We start from the raw sequence: 19192 nt of genomic DNA on the forward strand, positions 1-19192 counted from the left end.
CCCCCCCCCCCCCCGCCCCCACCGCCGTGTGCCACGATGGTGATGGTCTCGTCGCACGGACGGACCGGATCGGCACGAGGAGCGAGAGATGCAGCGCGTCGTCGCGGAGATCGGGGTGGCCCTCGAGGCCTGCTCGGTCAACCCGTCGACCCAGGCCGCCTGCCGCTGACCCCACGGGGCCCGTGCGGAGGCGCCTGGCTCAGTCCTGCCCTCCTCCACCCGGCCCGCCGAGCCCTCGACACGACGATCCGTCGATCCGTGCCGTGGCGCCCCGGGTGGGCCCTGCTCCCCGAAAGCCGACCCATGACTCCCTTCACCGAACAGCAGATCCGCGCCAGCCTCGTCAACGCCACGCGCAGCGAGCGGCAGCGGATGATCCTCCCCGACCTCGCGCAGCTCCGCTGGGACCGCCTCGACTACCTCGGGTGGCGGGACCGCAAGCAGCCGCTCGCCGCGTACGCGATCACCGAGATGGACGGCGAGCCGGTCGGCATCATCCTGCGCGCCCCGGAGACCAGCAGCCGCCGCGCCGCCATGTGCGCGTGGTGCGAGGACGTCGCCGACAACAGCGACACGTCCCTCTACGTCGCACGCCGCGGCGGAGCGCCCGGCCGCAAGGGCAGCACGATCGGCACGCTGATCTGCACCGACTTCCGCTGCTCGCGCAACGTACGGCGGCGGCCCACCCTCGCCGAGTCCGGGGCCGACGACGACGGGGCGCGCGCCGTCGTCGTCGAGCGGCGCATCGAGGGCTTGCGCGAACGTACCCGCCGGTTCCTCCAGGAGGTGCGCAGCACCGCCTGACCGGCGTGCGACGGCGCCTGGCTGCACCTCGATGGATGTTCGCCGAGAGCGAACAGACACCTCTTGGCACTCTCGGGGTGAGAGTGCTAAATCATGAGGTGTAGCCAGGCGACGCCGGACGGACCGGCGCGCTGATCGCGGTCGGGGCCGCACCGTGCGGCCCTCGTCGAGGAGGTGATGCGCGATGGCTACCTACTGGGACCCGTTCCAGGAGATGGACCGACTCTTCGGGTCGCTCGCCACGTCGAGGAACGCTCCGGCGATGCCGATGGACCTGTTCCGCGAGGGCGACCACTACGTCCTCGCCGTCGACCTGCCCGGCATCGACCCCGGCAGCATCGACGTCTCGTGCGAGGACCGCACCCTGACCATCCGCGCCGAGCGCACGCCTCGGTCCGGCGAGGGTCAGTGGCTCGTGCGGGAGCGGACGTCCGGCACGGTCGCGCGGCAGCTCACCCTGGGCCGCGGACTGGCGCTCGACAACATCTCGGCGAACTACGCCGACGGGGTGCTGACGCTGACCATCCCGGTGGCCGAGGACGCGAAGCCGCGCCGGATCGAGGTCAGCCACGAGTCCGACCGCGAGACCATCGAGGCCCGCAAGAGCTGATCGCGACAGCCGGAGGTCGGCGCCGGTGAGGGCTCAGCCCTTGCTGGCGCCGATCATCGGCAGCCCGAACGCGAGCCCCGTGGCGAGGATGCCTCCGGTGAACACGTACGGGGCGATGGACGGGTCGGCCGTCGCGCCGACCCCGATGAGGACCAGACCGCCGAGGAACAGCACGAACGAGACGATCACGCGCCCGAGCATCGCGCCCGGGGCGTCGTTCTGCGGGGCGGGGTTCACCTTGAAGTCGCTCATGGGGCCAGCCTAGCCCGGCGCCGTCCGGCGCACGACGGAGCCCGGTACGATCTCCGGATGCCTCGACCCGGACTCCCCCGCCGCGTCCTGGTCGCCGGGACCTCCGGGGCGGGCAAGACGACGCTGGCCGCCCGCCTGGCAGAGATCCTCGACGTCCCCCACACGGAGCTGGACGGCCTCTTCCACGGCCCGCGGTGGACACCCCGGCCCGAGTTCCGCGACGACGTCCGGGCACTGGTGGCGAGCGACGCCTGGGTCACCGAGTGGCAGTACCGGGCCGTGCGACCGCTCCTGCTCGAGCGGGCCGAGCTGCTGGTCTGGCTCGATCTGCCGGTCCAGGTCCGCATGGACCAGGTGGTGCGGCGCACCCTGGGCCGGCGGCGCCGTCGCACCGTGCTGTGGAACGGCAACGTCGAACCTCCCCTGCGGACGTTCCTCACCGACGCCGACCACATCGTGCGGTGGGCGTGGCGCACCCGCCGCTCGCTCGACCACCTCGACGAGCGGCTGGCGGTGCAGGCGCCGCACCTCGAGGTGGTGCGGCTCCGCAGCCGCGCGGAGGTCGAACGGTGGGTGGGACGCACCGCGAACCGCGCGGAGCGTCCCGTCCCGGCGCCACCCGGCGTCGTCGGGTCGACCTAGGAGAGCCTGCGGGCGAGCGTCTCGACGATCCGCACGTCCCCGTCGAGCCAGTCGACGTCCCACAGGCTGCCCGCGTCCAGCCAGCGCAGCTCGTCGTGCTCCACGAGCGGTGCCGGCTCACCTCCGGCGAGCGCGGCGAACCACAGCCGCAGCACGTGCCGGTCGGTGATGATCCAGGCACCGTCGTCGGGCCCCGTCAGCTCGGTCCCGAGGGTGACGGTGACGCCGAGCTCCTCGTGGAGCTCACGGTGCAGCGCCTCGTGCGGCTGCTCCCCCGGTTCCGCCTTGCCGCCGGGGAACTCCCACCGGCGGGCGAGCCTCGCGGGCCGGGACCGGCGGGCGGCGAGCAGACGCGCCGGTCGTTCGAGCGAGTCGACGATGGCGGCGGCGACGACGAGGCGACGGGTCATGGCCGCGAGTCTGCCATCCGCCGCTGGACAGACGTGTGCCCCGCTACCAGCATCCCCCGAGTGGTAGCGGGGCCAGACGTCGTCCAACCGATCAGGGCGTGCGCAAACCTGCGGTGCGAGCCCAGGCCACGGCGTCGGCCCGGGTCGAGACCCCGAGCTTGCGGTAGACGCTGCGTACCTGCGACTTCACCGTGTTGCGCGTGACGAACAGCTTGCTCGCAATCTGCTCGAGCGTGACTTCCTCGGACAGGTTCGACAGCACGACCTGTTCACGGACCGTCAGACCAGGGTCGAGGACCAGACGGTCCATCTCGATTGCACTCATCGTTCTTCCTCCACGACGGCCGCCGATCGCCACGATCGACTTGGGGATCTGCCGTCACAGGAGGAGAGCGTGCAGCGCGCGGTTCATGACGCGCACCACAGAGCGGCTATGTGCGCAAGCGGGGTCGGAGCGTTCCCACGGTGGCTGTCGGGGCGCCTTCTGCGCGATATCTCCGCAGGCCAGGGGCATTTCTTCCGGTTGCGCGGAGCAACGGAAACCTCATTATCACAATCAGGTCACGGTTGCCTATCCAGCGTGCTGTGCGTACTCCTCCGCGCTGAGGAGCTGGCCCGCACCGGTCACCTCGACCTTGAAGAGCCACCCCGCGCCGAACGGCTCCGAGTTGACCACCGCCGGGTCGTCGATCGCGGCCTGGTTGACCTCGACGATGGTGCCGGAGACCGGCGAGTAGAGCTCGGACACGGACTTGGTGGACTCGATCTCGCCGATGACGGTGCCCGCCTCGATGGTGGCGCCCACCTCCGGCAGCTCGAGGTAGACCACGTCACCGAGCGCGTCGGCGGCGACGGACGTGACGCCCACCGTCGCGGGGGTCGCGTCGTCGACCCACTCGTGCTCGACGGAGTAGCGCAGGTTCGCGGGAAAGTCGGCCATGGGAAGGACTCCTGTCGTGGGGTAGGGCTGGCTAGATTGTGTCGGACGACGGCGCGGCGCGCCGGGTGCGGACGCTCAGCCGCGCTCGCGGCGGTAGAACGGCATCGGCACGACGACGAAGGGCTCCGCCCTCCCCCGCACGTCGACGGCCAGCTCGGTCCCCTCCGCGGAGACCTCCGGCGTCACGTACGCCATCGCGACCGGGTGGCCCAGCGTGGGCGACGGAGCCCCCGACGTCACCGTCCCGACCCGCGAGCCGAGAGAGCCGGCGTCCGAGGCGTCACGCTGCACGACGGCGTACCCCGCGCGGGCAGGGCGCCGTCCGGTACCGCGCAGGCCCACCAGGACCCGCTCCGGTGCGTCGTCGTGCCGGTCGGCGAGCGCGGCGCGGCCCACGAACTCGACCGGTGTGCCGTCGTCGGACACCTTGTCGAGCTTGACGATGCGGCCCACTCCGGCGTCGTACGGCGTGGTCGTCGTGTCGAGCTCGTGGCCGTACAGCGGCATCCCGGCCTCGAGGCGCAGGGAGTCACGGGCCGCCAGCCCGGCGGGCACGAGCCCGTGCGGCTCCCCCGCCGCGAGCAGCGCCCGCCACAGCGCCACGGCGTGCTGCGTGGCGACCCAGACCTCGAACCCGTCCTCGCCCGTGTAGCCGGTGCGGGCCACGAGCACGGCCTCGTCACCGAACCGCATGCCGAGGCTGGCGTAGTACCGCAGCTCGTCGAACGCGGTGCCGCCGGAGTTCTCGGGGTCCTCGGTGAGCACCTCCGTCACGATCTGCGCGGCGCGCGGGCCCTGCACGGCGATCAGCGCCTGGCTCGCGGAGATGTCGCGCACCTCGGCGTCGAACCCGGCCGCACGCTCCAGGAGGGCGACCAGCACCGTCTCCGCGTTCGCGGCGTTGGCGACCACGAAGTACTCGTCGTCACCGGTGCGGTAGACGATCAGGTCGTCGAGCACTCCCCCGTCCTCGGCGCAGAGCATCGTGTACCGGGCGCCCGCGTGGCGAAGCTTCGACAGGTTCCCCACCAGGGCGTGGTCGAGGAACGCCCCGGCGTCCGGGCCGGTCACCGCGATGCCGCCCATGTGCGACAGGTCGAACAGGCCGGCGGCCTCGCGCACCGCGCGGTGCTCGGCGAGGTCAGAGGTGTATCGCAGCGGCATCATCCAGCCGCCGAAGTCCGTCATCGTCGCGCCGAGCGCCTCGTGCTCGGCGTGCAGCGGCGTCTTCTTCTCCGTCATGGCGTCCTCAGTTCTGGCCGAGCGGCTCGGCGTAGGCGTCGATCGGCGGGCAGGAGCACTGCAGGTTGCGGTCGCCGTGCGCCTGGTCGATGCGGCGGACGGGCGGCCAGTACTTGGCGGCGCGCAGGCCGGCGACGGGGAACGCCGCCTCCTCGCGCGTGTACGGGCGGTCCCACTCCGCGCCCAGCAGGGTGGCCGCGGTGTGCGGTGCGTGCCGCAGCGGGGAGTCCTCGAGGGCCCAACGCCCGCTCGCGACGGCGTCGATCTCGCCGCGGATGGCGATCATCGCCTCGACGAACCGGTCCAGCTCGCCGAGGTCCTCGGACTCCGTCGGCTCGACCATGAGGGTCCCCGGGACGGGGAAGGCCATCGTGGGCGCGTGGAAGCCGAAGTCGACCAGCCGCTTGGCGACGTCGTCGACGGTGACGCCGGTCTCGGCCGTGATCTGGCGCAGGTCCAGGATGCACTCGTGCGCCACGAGACCGTGGGCGCCCGTGTAGAGCACCGGGTAGTGGCCCCCGAGCCGTGAGGCGACGTAGTTGGCGGTCAGCACGGCGTTCTGGGTCGCCGCCGTGAGGCCCTCGGGCCCCATCATCGCGAGGTAGGCGTACGAGATCGGCAGGATGCCGGCCGACCCGTGCGGGGCCGCGGAGACCGGCGGCACTCCCACCTCCCGGGCCGTGCTGCCCGACGGCGTGGGGTCGCCCGGGAGGAACGGCACCAGGTGCTCGGCCACCGCGACCGGGCCCACGCCCGGGCCGCCACCGCCGTGCGGGATGCAGAACGTCTTGTGCAGGTTCAGGTGGGAGACGTCGCCGCCGAACCGGCCGGGTCGGGCGAGGCCGACCAGCGCGTTGAGGTTCGCACCGTCGATGTACACCTGACCGCCCGCATCATGTACAGCGCCGCAGACCTCGCGGACATGCTCCTCGTAGACGCCGTGCGTGGACGGGTAGGTGATCATGATCCCTGCCACGTGGCCGCCGTGCTGCTCCAGCTTGGCGTGCAGGTCCGCGAGGTCGATCTCGCCGTCGTCGGCCGTGGCCACCACGGCGACCCGCAGACCGGCCAGCGCGGCCGACGCGGCGTTGGTGCCGTGCGCCGACGCCGGGATGAGCACGATGTCGCGGTGCTCCTCGCCGCGGGACGCGTGGAACGCGCGGATCGCCAGCAGGCCCGCCAGCTCGCCCTGCGAACCGGCGTTGGGCTGCACCGACACCGCGGCGTACCCGGTGATCCGGGCGAGCCGGTCTTCGAGGTCGGCGATCAGCTCGCCGTATCCGAGCGCCTGGTCGGCCGGCACGTAGGGGTGCAGGTCGGCGAAGCCCGGCCAGCTGATCGGCTCCATCTCCGCGGTGGCGTTGAGCTTCATCGTGCAGGAGCCGAGCGGGATCATCGTGCGGTCCAGCGCCAGGTCCTTGTCGCTGAGGAGGCGCAGGTAGCGCAGCATGGCCGTCTCGGACCGGTGCCGGTGGAACACTGGGTGCTGCAGGAACGCCGTGCCGCGCAGCAGCACCTCGTCGAGCCCGACGCCCTCGGCCGCGTCGGCGGGCGTGTCGGCGGGAGTGGCGTCGAACAGCCCGAGCAGCGCCTCGACGTCGGCCTCGGTGGTCGTCTCGTCGCACGCGATCTGTACGTGGTCACTATCGGAGACGTACAGGTTGTAGCCCGCCGCGACGGCGGCAGCGCCGACCGAGGTGGCGCGGCCTGGCACCGCGACGCGCACGGTGTCGAAGAACGCGCCGTGCACCACCTCGACGCCCGCCGCGCGAAGACCGCCCGCGAGCGCGAGCGCCCGGCCGTGCACCCGCTCGCCGATCGCCCGCAGGCCCTCGGGACCGTGGTAGACGGCGTACATCGAGGCGACCACGGCGAGCAGCGCCTGCGCGGTGCAGATGTTCGACGTCGCCCGCTCACGGCGGATGTGCTGCTCCCGCGTGGCGAGGGCCAGGCGGTACCCGACCGCGCCGTCGGCGTCCACCGACACGCCGACCAGGCGGCCCGGGAGCTGACGCTCCAGACCCTTGCGCACCGACATGTAGGCGGCGTGCGGGCCGCCGTAGAACAGCGGGACGCCGAAGCGCTGTGCGGAACCGACCGCGACGTCGGCCCCGAGCTCGCCGGGGGAGACCAGCATCGTGAGCGCGAGGAGATCGGTGGCCATGGTCACCAGGGCACCGCGGTCCTTCGCCTCCCCGATGACGGAACGGACGTCGAGCACGCGCCCGGAGGCGCCCGTCTGCTGGACCACGACGCCGACGAGGTCACCCGCGGGGAGCGTGCCGCCGTCGGCCTCGAACGCGGCGAGGCCGGCGTCGAGTCCGTCCTCGAGCGACACGACGACGACGGGCAGCCCGACCGCCTCCGCGCGGCCCTGCGTCACGGCGAGCGACTGGCCGAACAGGTCGGCGTCGAGCACCACGTAGCCCTGCTTCGCGCGCGAGGCCCGCCACATGAGGGCGACTGCCTCGGCGACGGCGGTGGCCTCGTCCAGCAGCGACGCCCCGGCGATCTCCAGCCCGGTGAGGTCCTCGACCACCTGCTGGAAGTTGAGCAGCGCCTCCAGCCGGCCCTGGGAGATCTCCGGCTGGTACGGGGTGTACGCGGTGTACCAGGCGGGCGCCTCGAGAACGTTGCGCCGGATGACCGGGGGAGTGATCGTCGGGTAGTAACCCAGCCCGATCATCTGCCGCTTGACCTGGTTCTTCGCGGCGACCGCGCGCAGGTCGTCGAGCACCTGCGCCTCGCTGCGGGCGGGCGGCAGGTCCAGCGGCTCCTGCTCGCGGATCGCGGCCGGGACGGCGGCGTCGACCAGCGCGTCGAGATCGGCGTACCCGAGCTGGTCGAGCATCGCCGTCGTCTCGCGCCCGCGCGGGCCGATGTGCCGGTCCGCGAAGACGTCCGGGTCGAAGGGGGAGTGGGTCACGAGGAGTGCTCCGAGGGTGTCGGTGGACGAGGACCCTCCCCGCTCTGTCATGGGACCTGAGAGTTTGGCCGGTCCGCCTGTACGGGGCGCGCCGGCTTGCACCGTCGGTGGGCCCCGCGTCGAGACGCCGGACCGCTTTTCAGAGTTGCCTCGCCGTGACGGTACTGGGGCCTGAGAGATTCCCGGGGAGGGTTTGCTCCTTCGGCGCCGACCCCTGGCTGGGGCCGTGCTCTCCCGTCACGGTTCGAGCGGCTGTGCGGTCGTGCTGTTGTCCCGGGCAGTCTACCGCCGAGGTCGTACCGCCGTCGTCGAGGTAGTACCTCGGCCGGGGTCAGGTGAGCTCGAGGCCTCGGGCCACGTCCACCATCGCGTCGACGACGGCGCGCACCGCCGGCCCCGGCTCGTGCCGCGTCGCCCGGTGGCGCACGATGACGCGGCGCGATCCGAGCCCGGGCATCGCGACGCGCTCGACGCCGTCGGGCACCTCGCCGCTCTCGACCGCGAGCGCCGGCAGCATGGCGATCCCCTGGCCGGCGGCCACGAGCGCGAGCGCGGTGTCGAAGTCGAAGTAGGCGTGCCGCGCCTCGATGGTGGTGCCGAGGGTGCGACCGAGCCGACGCAGCGCGCGGTCGGCTGCGGTCCCGCTGAGCGCGCCGACCCAGGGCAGGTCGCGCAGGTCGTCGAGGCGTTCGGGCGTGGGCAGCGACGCCGGCACCACGAGCCGCCAGGGCTCGTCGAGCAGCGGCACGTCGTGCGCGCCGCGGGGGGCGGGGGCGTCGACGTCTCCGTCGTGCTCGAGGAGGACGACGTCGAGGTCGCCGGCGCGCAGCATCCGGACGGACTCGGCGGGCTCGTGCTCGCGGACGTCGATGGTGACGCCTGGGTGCTCCTCGGCGAGCGGGCCGAGCAGGGGAGCGACGACCGCGCGGATCGCCGACTGGAACGCGCCGACCTTGACGGTGCCGGTGACGCCCTCGCCGAGGTTGGCGATCTCCTGGCGTGCCTCGAGGAGCTCGGCCTCGATGCGTTCGGCCACGTCGGCGAGGACCCGGCCGGCGGGTGTCAGGGTGACGCCTCGCGGCCCTCGGTCCAGCACCGCGAAGCCTTCCTCGGCCTCCAGACGAGCGATTTGCTGAGAGACGGCAGAAGGGGTCACATGCAAAAGATCTGCTGCGGCGAGGACGCCGCCGGCACGGTGCACTGCAAGGAGGAAGGCAAGCCTTCGTGGGTCGGTGGCCATGTAGTGATGCTAACCGGCATCTGCAGAAAGATTCAATTGTGCTGAACGGGTTTCGTGCCGCAAAATTGTTTTCGGCGCCCGACGAGTCAGTGGTCGGAGGCGGGCGCCGTCCCCCCCTGAAACCCTCGTGAGGAGGCTCGTATGTTGCCGTACCTGTTGTCCGTGGTCACCGCTCTTGGTTGGGTCGGCGCCATCGTCGGCCTCGTCGCCTACTTCCAGGTGTCGCGGGGGCGCTGGGCGCCCAACTCGATCCAGTTCCAGGCCGCCAACCTCTGCGCGACCTCCATGCTGTTCCTCGTCGCCGCCGTGCACGGCGTGTGGCCGTCGGTCGCCGCGAACATCGCCTGGATGATCATCGGGACGCAGGCCGTCCTCATGATCGTCCGCGCACGCCGCGACGCCCGCCGCAATGCGGAGTACGCCGAGCGGGCCTACGCCGAGCCGACGTACAGCGAGGCCGGCACGGAGACGGTCTTCGCCGAGGCCGGCGCACCGGCGGAGCCCCTCGTCGACCACCTCGCGGTGCCGACGCCGCTCGCCATCCGCTGACGAGCTAGAGGGTGGCCTGCCAGGCCACGATCCGGTCGACGGCGCGGGCGACGACGTCGGGGGCCGCGGCGAAGGACAACCGCACCCAGTCCCGACCCCGCTCGCCGTCGAAGTCCGTGCCCGGCGTGATCGCGACGTCCGCCTCCGCCAGCAGGCGCGAGCAGTACGTCACGGCGTCCAGACCGAAGCGGGCGACGTTCCCGTACAGGTAGAAGGCGCCGTCGGCCGGGGCCACCGGTCGCCACCCGAGCTCGTCCACACGGTCGAGCAGCGCGGTGCGCGACGCCGCATATCGCTCGACGTTCGCGGCCGCGGCCGCATAGCCCTCGGCGGAGAACGCCGCGATCCCGGCATGCTGGGCGAGCGCCGGGGGAGACAGGGCGACGTTCCCGGCGAGCGCGTCGACGGGACCGACCAGCTCGTCGGGCAGCACCAGCCACCCGAGGCGCCAGCCCGTCATCGCCCAGTACTTCGAGAACGAGTTCACGACGACGGCGCCCCGGTCGGTGGACGTGGCGGCCGTCGCCTGCTGGACGTCCTGGCTGTAGGCGATGCCGTGATAGATCTCGTCGCTGATGAGGCGCACCTCGTGCTCGGCGCACCAGCGGGAGACGGCGTCGAGCTCGGCCGGGGCGATCATCGTCCCGGTCGGGTTCGCCGGTGAGGCGACGACCAGCCCGTCGAGCCCGCCGCCGTAGTACGTCTCCATGAGCTGGGAGACGGTGGGCTGGTAACGGGTCTCGGGGCCGCAGTCGAGCTCGACGACCTCGCACCCGAGCGCCGTCAGGATGTTCTTGTACGCCGGATAGCCGGGGCGCGCGAGCGCGACGCGGTCACCGACGTCGAACGCCGCGAGGAAGGCGAGCAGGAACCCGCCGCTCGATCCGGTGGTGACGGCGATGCGGGCCGGGTCGACCTCGACGTCGTACCAGCGGCGGTAGTGCCCGGCGATCTCCGTGCGCAGCGCGGGCACGCCCAGCGCCTCGGTGTACCCGAGGTCCGCGCGGCGCAGGAGGTCCGCCGCCCGCTCCCGCACGACGTCGGCGGCACCGGCCGAGGGTTCGCCGGCGCACAGGTTGAGCACGTCGTTGCCCGCGGCCCGGCGGGCGTTGGCGGCGGCGAGCACCTCCATGACGGCGAACGGCGGGACCTGGCTGCGGCGCGAGACCTTCATGGCGCCCATCATGCCCGGCGCGAGCCGGGCGGGTCGTCGCTCTCGGGATGTTCGGGCTGCCCGGGATCGGTACCGTGGCCGTGTGGGCGCCCACCGACGAGACCCTGAGGACCGTCAGCGCGACGGGTACGCCGCCGCGCCCGACCCCGCGCGCCGGGCCGCGCAGTATCGCGTCGACCGTGAGGTCGCCCACGACCTCACCGAGCAGCAGCTCAGCGGGCAGGACGACCGGGCAGGTGCCGAGCCCGCCGAGGAGACCGCCCCGCCGCGCCACCGCATGGACGACCGCGCCCGCTGGGTGGACACGGTGGTGGACCAGGCGATCCGCCGCGGCGAGTTCGACGACCTGCCCCTGCAGGGCAAGCCGCTGCCGGGCATCGGCGGGACGCACGACCCGGACTGGTGGTTGAAGAGCCTGGTCGAGCGGGAGCGGATCTCCGGCGTCCTGCCGGCCGCACAGCTCCGCGCCGAGCACTCCGCCCTCGACGAGACGCTGGACCGGGAGCACGAGGAGCGTCGCGTCCGGGAGATCGTCGGCGACTTCAACGCCCGGGTGATCGACGCGCGTCGGCAGCTCACGGGCGGTCCGCCCGTCGTCACCCCGACCCGCGACGTCGAGCGCGAGGTCTCTCGATGGCGTCAGCGGCGCCGGTAGTCTCGCGCCCATGACCTGCACCGTCGCGCAGCTGATGGCGCGCACCGCGGCGGCGCTCGACGTCCCCGCGCGGCGCACCACCGTCGACGGCCTCGACGCGGGCGACCCCTCCGCCGTCGTGCGCGGCGTCGCCGTGACGACCCTCGCCACGCTGGCGGTGCTCGAGCGGGCGGTCGCGGTCGGCGCGAACGTCGTCGTGACGCACGAGCCGCTCTTCTACGACCACCAGGGCGCCGCGACGGCGGAGCTGGTCCGCGAGGCGGACCCGGTGCACGCCGCCAAGTCGGCGTTCGTCCGCGAGCACGGGCTCGCCGTGTGGCGGATGCACGACGCGTGGCACGACCGGCGCCCCGACGGCATCGACGCGGGCGCGGCCGCCGCGCTCGGCTGGACGTTGGACGCGGACGCGGCGGCCCGCGGCGTCGCCTGGAGCGACGTGCGCCCGACGACGGTCGGCGAGCTGGCCCGGCACGTCGCCGCCGCGCTCGGCTCGACCCAGACGCGGTTCGCGGGCGACCCGCACCGGACGGTCCGCCGGGTGGGTCTCGACCTGGGCTTCCGCGGGTTCGCGCGCAACCGTGCCCTCCTGCGCGCGGCCGAGGTGGACGCCGTCGTCGTGGGGGAGGCGCACGAGTGGGAGGTCGCGTCGTACGCGGCGGACCTCGCCCACCTCGACGGCACGGGGTTCGTCGTCGCGGGTCACGTCCCGAGCGAGCAGGCGGGCATGAGCCTGTTCGCGGACTGGTTGCACGGCACGGTGCCGGAGGTGCCGGTGACGTTCCTGTCGACGCCCGACCTGCTGGCCGGGACATGAGCATCCCGCTCCCGGACCCACCGCCGGGGCCCGTGCCGGAGGACGGCTGGGTGCCCGACGTCCTGGACGGGTTCGAGCAGCGCACGCTCGAGCTCGCCCCGGACTTCGAGGGGGAGGTCGTCGCGACGCTGGTCCGGCGGCGGCACGACGGTCCGCTGCGGGGCGACGCGGGCGTCGACCTGCTGTACGTCCACGGCTGGATCGACTACTTCTTCCAGACGCACCTCGCCGACTTCTGGGAGGGCCTCGGCGTCCGTTTTCACGCCGTCGACCTGCGCAAGTACGGCCGGAGCCTGCGCCCGCACCACACGCCGGGCTTCGTCACGCAGCTCCGCACGTACGACGAGGACATCGAGGCCGCGCTGTCGGCGATGGGGCACGGGGCCGACGGCGGCACGGGGCGTCGGTTGGTCGTCATGGGGCACTCGACGGGCGGGCTCGTGGTCAGCCTGTGGGCGCACCACCGACCGGGTCGGGCGGACGCGCTGGTGCTGAACAGCCCGTGGCTGGAGTTCCAGACCCGCAAGGTGGGTCGGCTCGTCCTGGAGCCGAGCATCCGCGCCCAGGCGGCGATCGCCCCGCGCAGCCAGCTGGCGAACGTGGACCTGGGGTTCTACGTCCGCACGATCTCGTCGCGGCACGAGGGCGCGTGGGAGCTCGACCCGGCCTGGCGTCCGGACGCCGGGTGGCGTGCCACGCCCGCGTGGCTGGCGGCGATCTTCGCGGGCCACGACCGGGTCGCGCGGGGTCTGTCGATCGACGTGCCGATCCTGGTGCTGCTGTCGGCGCGCTCGACCCCGCCGGTGCGGTGGTCGGAGGAGATGAACCGCACCGACACGGTGCTCGACGTGGTCGGCGTCGCCGCCCGGACGCCCCAGCTCGGCCGGGTCTCCACGCTCGCGCGGATCGAGGGCGCGCTGCACGACGTCACCCTGTCGGCGCCGGAGGTGCGCGACGTGGTGTGGTTCGAGACCGAGCGCTGGTTCCGCGCCTACGTCCCGCGGGCTCCGGCCCCGGAGCCGGAGCCGCGCGGGTGGCGGCGCTGGTTCTCCTGGCTCCGGCGGTAGTCAGCCCTCGACGCGCTCGGGGTGCCGCCCGTCGAGCGCCGCGCGGGCGTGCTCCACGATGCCGTCGGCGGCCGCCTCGACCTGCGCGAGGCAGGTCTCGAAGCCGTCCAGGTCGCCGTACCAGGGGTCCTCGACGTCCAGGACGGACTCGCTGCCGCCTGCCGGGACATCGGGGGCCGCAGGGTCGAAGGACCTGTACATCCGGATGTCCACGTCTGTACCGTCCGCCACCGTGCGCAGCGCGCGGGCGTGCCGGGTGGTCATGGCCAGCACCAGGTCCCGCTCGGCGAGCAGGTCGGCGCGGACCTGCCGCGCCCGGTGCCCGTCCCCGGCCGGGTAGCCGTGCGCCGAGAGCACCTGCCGCGCCCGCGGGTCCACGGGATTGCCGGCCTCCTCGTCGCTGACGCCCGTCGAGTCGACCACGACCCGGTCGTCGAGGCCGGCGTCCCGGAGGCGCTCGTGCAGCACGATCTGCGCCATGGGGGACCGGCAGATGTTGCCGGTGCAGACGATCATCACGCGGTAGGTCCTGGAGGTCACGGGCTCCATGGTGGCAGACCGGCCCTCGGACCACGGTGCGCAGGCCGCGCGGTGGGACCCGCAGGCCGCGCGGTGGGGCGTGCCCGCACGTAACGTTGCCGCATGAGGTGGTCCGCAGACGGCTTGATCGCAGTGACGGGGGCCTCCGGGCGGCTGGGCTCGCGCCTCGCGTTCCGGCTGGCCGCCGAGGGTGCGCACCAGCGGCTGGTGGTCCGCGACCCCTCGCGGGTGCCGCGGTTGGCCGACGGCCGCGCTCTGCCCGAGTGCGAGGTCGCGGTCGCCGACGGCTATGCGGACGCCGCCGGGATGCGCGCCGCGTTCGACGGCGTGCGGACGGTCTTCCTGGTCAGCGCCCGGGAGTCCGCCGACCGCGTCGCCCTGCACACCGCGACCATCGACGCGGCTGTCGCCGCCGGGGTGGAGCGGCTGGTGTACATCTCGTTCGTGAGCGCTGCACCGAACGCCGTGTTCACGCTCGCGCGGGACCACTGGGCGACGGAGCAGCACCTGCGCCGCAGCGGCCTGCGCTGGACCGTGCTGCGCGACAACCTGTATCACCAGGAACTGGCGAGCTTCGTGGGTCAGGACGACGTCATCCGTGGCCCGGCAGGCGAAGGGCGGGTGGCGTCCGTGGCGCACGACGACGTCGCGGACGTCGCGACCGCCGTCCTGCTCGACGAGGCGCCCACCCGGCACGACGGCGTCACGTACGACGTCACGGGACCGATCGCGCTGAGCCTCGCGCAGGTCGCGGAGCTGCTGTCGTCCGCGACCGGCCGCCGCATCACCTACCACGCCGAGACGGTGGAGGAGGCGCACGCGTCCCGTGCCGGTCTGGGGGTCTCGGACGCGGAGCTGGCCGGCTGGGTCTCCTCGTACACGGCGATCGCGGCCGGCGAGCTGGCGCACGTCTCCCCGGACGTCTCGCGGCTGGTGGGCCGCCCGGCGCGCTCCTTCGAGCAGTGGCTGGACGACTACCCGGTCGAGTGGGAGGACCTGCTGCGCCGCCCGACCGCCGGGCCGACCGACCAGTCCCGCTAAATACCTAGGCGGACGGCGCCGTCGGGCATAGCGTCGGTCCTACGACGAAAGGAGGTGATCCGAGAAGTGAAGACTCTTCGGACCAGCGAGGTGGTCACGGGCTGAGTCCCGTGACCACCGGGACCCGCGGGTGCCGTGCCATCGTCCAGCACGGCGGGAGACCTCTCCGCCCCGCGGGTTCTCTCGTACCCTCCGGGCGGGCTACGCCCGGCCGCAGTTGTCGGTGATGGCGTCGGCCGCGATGTACTCCGTGACGGGGTCGGGCGTGGCGTCGCAGTCGACGAGGTCGGTCTCGATCTCGTCGAACGACGTCACGTCGACGTCCACCGCGTTGCTCCCGTCGCCACAGGTGACGGTCGCGCTGCCCGTCGTGCGCTCGGCATAGGCGTAGATCACGTAGGTGCCCTTGTCCGCTCCCACCAGCAGCGCGTCTGGCTCCGCGATGGCGGGGGCCTCCGTCGCCGCGAGCAGGCCGCCCCCGACGGCGTCGCGCACCATGGCCTCCTGGTCGTCGGTCGCCCCGGACGCGGCGCGCGCCCCGGCCGCCTCGCCCCGGCTCCACTCGCTGCGCACGGTGGAGTCACCGTCGCCGGACAGCCGCACCACCGTCACGGCCGTGTACATGTCCTGGGACTCAGGGGTGCCGTCCCACTCGACCAGCACGCCGCCGCCGCAGGTGCTCTCCGCGGCGGGCGCCGTCTCGGCCGCGGGACTCGCCGAGGCCGGACCGGTTCCGGGGTCGTCCGCGCCGGCACAGCCCGCCAGCAGCAGGGCGGTGCTGACGGCGGTCGCTGCTGCCAGCCGCCGACCGTTGGTCCTGGTTCTCGCTCCGTTGCGCCTCACGCGCCGCAACCTACCGGATGGAAAGCGCTTCTTGACAGGATGAAATCGTCGCAGAACCACAACGATTCGGCATCAGGGCGGCGTCCGCCACCGGTTCAACCCTTCAGGCCCGCAGGGCGCGAGCCGCTGGGTCGCGAGGAGCGCGGCCGGCACCGGGATCACCACCGGCAGTCTTCTGGGTCCCGGCGACTCAGCTCGACGTGATGATGCGCATCATCAACGCGTGAACGGGTTCGCCGGGTCGATCGTCGAGCCCGGGCCGGCAGACGCGGCGGGCTCCGCGGTCCCGCCGTCCGGCTTGGGGCGGTGGCGCTGCGAGACCCGCAGGATCGCGATCCCCGACGCCGCGACGCACACGGCCACGACCGCGATGAACACCCCGAACGGGATGACGTCGAGCGAGAGCAGGACCACGGCCGTCACCAGGACGGCCCCCTCGACCATGGCGATCTTCAGGAAGCTGCGTGCCATGGCCTTGCCGGCGGGCGTCTGGTTGGTGTTCATCCCGCGAGCATAGAGCGCCGGTCGGGCCGTCCTACCGTCCTCGAGGCGGCGTCGACGGCTCGGCATCATGGGCTCCTGGGCTCGCGCAGGTGGGCGAGGGCCCGAGGAGCCCGCTGCTGGACCCCTCGTACCCCCGCCCGACCTTCACGCTGCTGCCGCTTCTGCTACCCGAACGTGACGTCGAGCGACCCGTCGGCCGCGAACGACCAGTTCAGGGAGCCGGCGTACTGACCGCAGGCGGACCCGTTCGAGCCGTCCCAGAACGAGTTGCCACCCGCGTCCGTGCCGCGGTAGCGGTCGGTGGACCCGCTGTCGCAGGAGACGTTGCCGCTGAACACCGAGGAACCGCCGTCGAAGTTGAAGTTCCGCTCCTCGTTGCCGATGCTCACGTTGCCCGAGACCGCCATCGACCCGGGGTTCCGGTTGTACGTGAACCCGTGCTTGCCGTTGTCGACCGCGTAGCTGTCCTTGATGACGTGGTCGACGGCGATGTCCTCGCCGCCGAGCTTGAACCCGTTCCGGTCACCGTCGTCGTTCTGCGTACCGTCCGACAGCGTCCCGTTGGAGTAGGCGAGCGAGTTCTCGATGGTCACCTCGCCGATCGCTCCGGTCGAGGACTTCGTGTAGAGGTCCCAGCCGTCGTCGATGTTGTGGTGCGCCACCGTGTCGCGGAAGACGTTCCCCGGACCGGAGGTGAGCTTCGCGGCGAAGCCGTCGGCGTCCTCACCGTCGGAGTCGGCGTTGTCGTGCGACTCGCTGGACACGACCAGGTTGTGCGACGGCCACTCGCTCGACGGCGCTCCCGCGATCAGACGGGAGAGCTGCAGGCCGGTGTCGTGGTTGTAGCGGGTCACCACACGCTCGATGATGTTGTGGTCACCGCCGAGCAGGATGCCGTTGTCACCGGCGTGCTGCACCACCAGGCCGTAGACGTGCCAGTAGTCGCCGCCGATGGCGAGACCACGGTTCGAGGAGTCCTCGGACTGTGCGGAGAAGTCGAGCACCGGCGTCTCGCCCGGGTAGGCGGAGAGCAGCGTGCGGTCACCCGAGGTGCCGTCGTTGCCGGGCTCGATCGTCACCGTGTCGGCCAGGTCGTACGTGCCGCCGCGCAGGAAGACCTCGCCGCCGGCGTTCACCCGGTCGATCGCCGAGGTGAGGGTGGTGGGGTCGCTCTCCGTGCCGGCTGCGCCGTCGGACCCGCCCGGCGCCACGTAGATGGTGTCGGCTCCCGGCTGGGGCTCGTCGGGGTCCGGCTCCGGGTCGGGGTCGGTCGGGTCCGTCGGGTCCGGCGTCGGGTCGGTGCCCGGGTCGCCGGCGTAGGTCTCGAACTCGGCCACCCGGGGTGTGCCGTTCGAGCCGGTGATCTCGAAGTTGATCTTGCGCAGCGACGTCGTCGGGATGTCGATGACGCCGGCACCGCTGCCCGTGGCCAGCACCTGATCGGTGTCGTGGTTGACGACCTGCCACGAGCCGATGTTGCCCTCGGCACCCGAGGCCTCGCGGATGTTGATGGACGAGACCGTGGTGTCGCCGCCCCACTTGATGGAGATCCGGCCGGTGGAGCTCGACGGCGACCAGTAGCTGCTCATGTCGCCGTCACGCACGTCGCCGTAGCTCGTGCCGCTGGCCTTCGACGAGCCGTCCGAGCCCGCGCCGATGCTGAGGTTCTCGCCGCTCGGCGGGTCGGTCGGGTCCGGGTCCGTGGGGTCCGTCGGCTCCGGGTCCGGGTCCGTGGGGTCCGTCGGCTCCGGGTCCGGGTCGGTCGGGTCGGTCGGGTCCGGCGTCTGCGGGTTGCAGGAACCGTCCGAGACCTGGAGGCCCTTGTTCGCCCCCGCCGTCTCGGCGAGCAGGTTCGGCACGCACTCGGCGTCGTCGAGCTCGTACGAGTACGGCACGGAGATCGACGCCGTCGACGTCGGGTTCGGGCCGGCCGGGTGGTTGTCGCCGCCGTCCGAGGACCAGGTGATGTTGTCCCAGATGTTTCCGCTGACCTCCCAGGAGCCCATGTCGTCCGTGTAGAACGTGCCGAGCGGGTCCTTGGAGTCCTCGAAGTAGTTGTTCTCGACCAGCGCCTTCGCGCCCAGCCGGGAGTTGATCCCCGACTTGACCAGGCCCACGAAGTGGTTGTTGTAGGAGTGCGCCGTGCCGGCACGCAGGAGCGGCGTGCGGGAGTCGATGTTCTCGTACAGGTTGTGGTGGTAGGTGACGGGACCGTTGCCGGTGTCGCCGTCGCTGGACCCGACGAGCCCGCCACGACCGGAGTTGCGCAGGATGCTGTAGGACAGCGTCACGTCCGTCGTGTCGGCCTTCATGTCGAACAGCGCGTCGTACCCGGACGACTCGCCGCCGGAGGCCTCGAGCGTGAGGTGGTCGGCCCACACGTTGCTGACGTCGCTCTCCATGCCGATGGCGTCACCGCCGTTGGAGGTGGGCGAGCCGGACTTCTTGACGTTCCGCACGTGCAGGTTCTGCAGGATGATGTTCTCGGACGAGCGCACGTGGATGCCGAGCTGGTCGAAGAGCGCACCGCTGCCCACACCGACCAGCGTGACGTTGCTGATCTCCTTGAGCTCGATCTTGTCGTCGGCGGTGTTGCAGCTGTCCCCGGACACCTTGCTGGTGTTGCCGTGGTTGATGGTGCCCTCGACCTCGATGATGATCGGGGTGTCGCTGCTGGATCGGGTGCAGAGGGCCTCGTGGATCTCGGTGCCCGTGCTGGCCCGGACGGTCTGCCCGCCGGCCCCGCCGGTGGTCCCGGTCGCGAATCCGGTGGCGGTGCCGGTGGCGGCCTGCGCGTCGGCCATCCACAGGGCGGTGATGCCCATCGTCCCCGCGAGGGCCATCGTGGCCCCTGCCGCGGTGAGCCGTCTTGCGGCTGTTCTTCTCATCATTGCCTCACTTCGTCATCGAAATCGGGCATTGCGTGTGGTGCGACGCGT

Annotated in this window: 20 protein-coding genes and 1 riboswitch; of the genes, 8 read left to right on the top strand and 12 right to left on the bottom strand. The window is 72.4% G+C overall.

Going from position 1 to position 19192, the window contains the following annotated elements:
- Nucleotides 1-303: 303 nt before the first annotated feature.
- Together ACH5HR_RS14595 and ACH5HR_RS14600 are read left to right on the top strand one after the other, a co-directional pair.
- The gene (locus ACH5HR_RS14595) at nucleotides 304-804 is read left to right on the top strand and encodes an FBP domain-containing protein (RefSeq protein WP_416478528.1); all 501 of its coding nucleotides are present in this window, start codon (nucleotides 304-306) and stop codon (nucleotides 802-804) included.
- Between the two features lie 184 nt (nucleotides 805-988).
- The gene (locus ACH5HR_RS14600) at nucleotides 989-1414 is read left to right on the top strand and encodes an Hsp20/alpha crystallin family protein (protein WP_402374785.1); all 426 of its coding nucleotides are present in this window, start codon (nucleotides 989-991) and stop codon (nucleotides 1412-1414) included.
- Between the two features lie 33 nt (nucleotides 1415-1447).
- Here the strand turns inward: ACH5HR_RS14600 and ACH5HR_RS14605 are convergent, their stop codons facing one another.
- Nucleotides 1448-1666: a hypothetical protein gene (locus tag ACH5HR_RS14605; RefSeq protein ID WP_402374787.1), complete on the bottom strand. Its 219-nt coding sequence runs from the start codon at nucleotides 1664-1666 to the stop codon at nucleotides 1448-1450.
- Nucleotides 1667-1723: 57 nt separating this feature from the next.
- Between ACH5HR_RS14605 and ACH5HR_RS14610 the strand changes: the two genes are divergently transcribed.
- Entirely contained in the window at nucleotides 1724-2308 is a 585-nt protein-coding gene (locus ACH5HR_RS14610) for a P-loop NTPase family protein (protein WP_402374789.1), read from the top strand.
- Here the strand turns inward: ACH5HR_RS14610 and ACH5HR_RS14615 are convergent.
- The 6 genes from ACH5HR_RS14615 to ACH5HR_RS14640 all read right to left on the bottom strand — a co-directional run bounded on the left by ACH5HR_RS14615 (nucleotide 2305) and on the right by ACH5HR_RS14640 (nucleotide 9066).
- Complete coding sequence (locus ACH5HR_RS14615) at nucleotides 2305-2718, bottom strand: (deoxy)nucleoside triphosphate pyrophosphohydrolase (protein WP_402374791.1); 414 nt, start codon at nucleotides 2716-2718, stop codon at nucleotides 2305-2307. The genes ACH5HR_RS14610 and ACH5HR_RS14615 overlap by 4 nt on opposite strands.
- Before the next feature lie 91 nt (nucleotides 2719-2809).
- Nucleotides 2810-3043 (bottom strand): LuxR C-terminal-related transcriptional regulator, encoded by a 234-nt coding sequence (locus tag ACH5HR_RS14620; protein WP_402374793.1) that lies wholly within the window; start codon nucleotides 3041-3043, stop codon nucleotides 2810-2812.
- Nucleotides 3044-3289: 246 nt separating this feature from the next.
- Nucleotides 3290-3658 (bottom strand): glycine cleavage system protein GcvH, encoded by a 369-nt coding sequence (gene gcvH / locus ACH5HR_RS14625; RefSeq protein ID WP_402374794.1) that lies wholly within the window; start codon nucleotides 3656-3658, stop codon nucleotides 3290-3292.
- A gap of 75 nt (nucleotides 3659-3733) precedes the next feature.
- A complete protein-coding gene (gene gcvT, locus ACH5HR_RS14630) occupies nucleotides 3734-4900 on the bottom strand; it encodes a glycine cleavage system aminomethyltransferase GcvT (protein ID WP_416478530.1) in 1167 nt (388 codons plus the stop codon).
- 7 nt (nucleotides 4901-4907) lie between these two features.
- Nucleotides 4908-7877: an aminomethyl-transferring glycine dehydrogenase gene (gcvP, locus tag ACH5HR_RS14635; protein ID WP_416478532.1), complete on the bottom strand. Its 2970-nt coding sequence runs from the start codon at nucleotides 7875-7877 to the stop codon at nucleotides 4908-4910.
- 98 nt (nucleotides 7878-7975) lie between these two features.
- Nucleotides 7976-8073: riboswitch (glycine riboswitch) on the bottom strand.
- A gap of 84 nt (nucleotides 8074-8157) precedes the next feature.
- Complete coding sequence (locus ACH5HR_RS14640; protein ID WP_416478534.1) at nucleotides 8158-9066, bottom strand: LysR family transcriptional regulator; 909 nt, start codon at nucleotides 9064-9066, stop codon at nucleotides 8158-8160.
- Between the two features lie 141 nt (nucleotides 9067-9207).
- Here ACH5HR_RS14640 and ACH5HR_RS14645 point away from each other — a divergent pair, with 141 nt between their 5' ends.
- Nucleotides 9208-9615: a CBU_0592 family membrane protein gene (locus tag ACH5HR_RS14645; RefSeq protein ID WP_402374802.1), complete on the top strand. Its 408-nt coding sequence runs from the start codon at nucleotides 9208-9210 to the stop codon at nucleotides 9613-9615.
- A gap of 4 nt (nucleotides 9616-9619) precedes the next feature.
- Here the strand turns inward: ACH5HR_RS14645 and ACH5HR_RS14650 are convergent, their stop codons facing one another.
- Complete coding sequence (locus ACH5HR_RS14650; protein ID WP_416478535.1) at nucleotides 9620-10789, bottom strand: pyridoxal phosphate-dependent aminotransferase; 1170 nt, start codon at nucleotides 10787-10789, stop codon at nucleotides 9620-9622.
- An 82-nt stretch (nucleotides 10790-10871) separates the two neighbouring features.
- Here ACH5HR_RS14650 and ACH5HR_RS14655 point away from each other — a divergent pair, with 82 nt between their 5' ends.
- The 3 genes from ACH5HR_RS14655 to ACH5HR_RS14665 are packed head-to-tail and all read left to right on the top strand — an operon-like array spanning nucleotide 10872 to nucleotide 13325.
- Nucleotides 10872-11444, top strand: coding sequence for a DnaJ family domain-containing protein (locus ACH5HR_RS14655; protein WP_416478536.1), 573 nt, complete (start codon nucleotides 10872-10874; stop codon nucleotides 11442-11444).
- 10 nt (nucleotides 11445-11454) lie between these two features.
- On the top strand, nucleotides 11455-12258 hold the full coding sequence (locus tag ACH5HR_RS14660) for a Nif3-like dinuclear metal center hexameric protein (RefSeq protein ID WP_416478537.1): 804 nt from the start codon (nucleotides 11455-11457) through the stop codon (nucleotides 12256-12258).
- Entirely contained in the window at nucleotides 12255-13325 is a 1071-nt protein-coding gene (locus ACH5HR_RS14665) for an alpha/beta hydrolase (RefSeq protein WP_402374810.1), read from the top strand. The genes ACH5HR_RS14660 and ACH5HR_RS14665 overlap by 4 nt, the downstream gene beginning before the upstream one ends.
- Here ACH5HR_RS14665 and ACH5HR_RS14670 read toward each other — a convergent pair whose 3' ends face one another.
- A complete protein-coding gene (locus ACH5HR_RS14670; protein ID WP_402375108.1) occupies nucleotides 13326-13841 on the bottom strand; it encodes a low molecular weight protein-tyrosine-phosphatase in 516 nt (171 codons plus the stop codon).
- Between the two features lie 126 nt (nucleotides 13842-13967).
- Between ACH5HR_RS14670 and ACH5HR_RS14675 the strand changes: the two genes are divergently transcribed.
- Nucleotides 13968-14906, top strand: a complete 939-nt coding sequence (locus tag ACH5HR_RS14675; RefSeq protein ID WP_402374811.1) for an SDR family oxidoreductase — start codon at nucleotides 13968-13970, stop codon at nucleotides 14904-14906.
- Between the two features lie 201 nt (nucleotides 14907-15107).
- Here the strand turns inward: ACH5HR_RS14675 and ACH5HR_RS14680 are convergent, their stop codons facing one another.
- From ACH5HR_RS14680 to ACH5HR_RS14690, 3 genes are all read right to left on the bottom strand, one after another.
- Nucleotides 15108-15749 carry a hypothetical protein gene (locus ACH5HR_RS14680; RefSeq protein WP_402374813.1) on the bottom strand — a complete coding sequence of 214 codons (642 nt, stop codon included), beginning with the start codon at nucleotides 15747-15749 and terminating at the stop codon, nucleotides 15108-15110.
- A 216-nt stretch (nucleotides 15750-15965) separates the two neighbouring features.
- The gene (locus ACH5HR_RS14685) at nucleotides 15966-16253 is read right to left on the bottom strand and encodes a hypothetical protein (protein ID WP_402374815.1); all 288 of its coding nucleotides are present in this window, start codon (nucleotides 16251-16253) and stop codon (nucleotides 15966-15968) included.
- A 164-nt stretch (nucleotides 16254-16417) separates the two neighbouring features.
- Entirely contained in the window at nucleotides 16418-19141 is a 2724-nt protein-coding gene (locus ACH5HR_RS14690; protein ID WP_416478539.1) for a pectate lyase family protein, read from the bottom strand.
- Nucleotides 19142-19192 lie beyond the last annotated feature (51 nt).

Source organism: Isoptericola maris, from assembly GCF_048065335.1.
GTDB classification, from domain to species: domain Bacteria; phylum Actinomycetota; class Actinomycetes; order Actinomycetales; family Cellulomonadaceae; genus Isoptericola; species Isoptericola rhizosphaerae.

Bases quoted from the DNA above. Each gene is read 5' to 3' on its own strand.
- ACH5HR_RS14645 (WP_402374802.1), top strand. From the start codon at position 9,208: ATGTTGCCGTACCTGTTGTCCGTGGTCACCGCTCTTGGTTGGGTCGGC.
- ACH5HR_RS14685 (WP_402374815.1), bottom strand. From the start codon at position 16,253: ATGAACACCAACCAGACGCCCGCCGGCAAGGCCATGGCACGCAGCTTC.
- ACH5HR_RS14615 (WP_402374791.1), bottom strand. From the start codon at position 2,718: ATGACCCGTCGCCTCGTCGTCGCCGCCGCCATCGTCGACTCGCTCGAA.
- gcvT (WP_416478530.1), bottom strand. From the start codon at position 4,900: ATGACGGAGAAGAAGACGCCGCTGCACGCCGAGCACGAGGCGCTCGGC.
- ACH5HR_RS14650 (WP_416478535.1), bottom strand. From the start codon at position 10,789: ATGAAGGTCTCGCGCCGCAGCCAGGTCCCGCCGTTCGCCGTCATGGAG.
- ACH5HR_RS14670 (WP_402375108.1), bottom strand. From the start codon at position 13,841: ATGATCGTCTGCACCGGCAACATCTGCCGGTCCCCCATGGCGCAGATC.
- ACH5HR_RS14620 (WP_402374793.1), bottom strand. From the start codon at position 3,043: ATGAGTGCAATCGAGATGGACCGTCTGGTCCTCGACCCTGGTCTGACG.
- gcvH (WP_402374794.1), bottom strand. From the start codon at position 3,658: ATGGCCGACTTTCCCGCGAACCTGCGCTACTCCGTCGAGCACGAGTGG.
- ACH5HR_RS14660 (WP_416478537.1), top strand. From the start codon at position 11,455: ATGACCTGCACCGTCGCGCAGCTGATGGCGCGCACCGCGGCGGCGCTC.
- ACH5HR_RS14610 (WP_402374789.1), top strand. From the start codon at position 1,724: ATGCCTCGACCCGGACTCCCCCGCCGCGTCCTGGTCGCCGGGACCTCC.
- ACH5HR_RS14595 (WP_416478528.1), top strand. From the start codon at position 304: ATGACTCCCTTCACCGAACAGCAGATCCGCGCCAGCCTCGTCAACGCC.
- ACH5HR_RS14605 (WP_402374787.1), bottom strand. From the start codon at position 1,666: ATGAGCGACTTCAAGGTGAACCCCGCCCCGCAGAACGACGCCCCGGGC.
- ACH5HR_RS14665 (WP_402374810.1), top strand. From the start codon at position 12,255: ATGAGCATCCCGCTCCCGGACCCACCGCCGGGGCCCGTGCCGGAGGAC.
- gcvP (WP_416478532.1), bottom strand. From the start codon at position 7,877: ATGACAGAGCGGGGAGGGTCCTCGTCCACCGACACCCTCGGAGCACTC.
- ACH5HR_RS14690 (WP_416478539.1), bottom strand. From the start codon at position 19,141: ATGAGAAGAACAGCCGCAAGACGGCTCACCGCGGCAGGGGCCACGATG.
- ACH5HR_RS14675 (WP_402374811.1), top strand. From the start codon at position 13,968: ATGAGGTGGTCCGCAGACGGCTTGATCGCAGTGACGGGGGCCTCCGGG.
- ACH5HR_RS14640 (WP_416478534.1), bottom strand. From the start codon at position 9,066: ATGGCCACCGACCCACGAAGGCTTGCCTTCCTCCTTGCAGTGCACCGT.
- ACH5HR_RS14600 (WP_402374785.1), top strand. From the start codon at position 989: ATGGCTACCTACTGGGACCCGTTCCAGGAGATGGACCGACTCTTCGGG.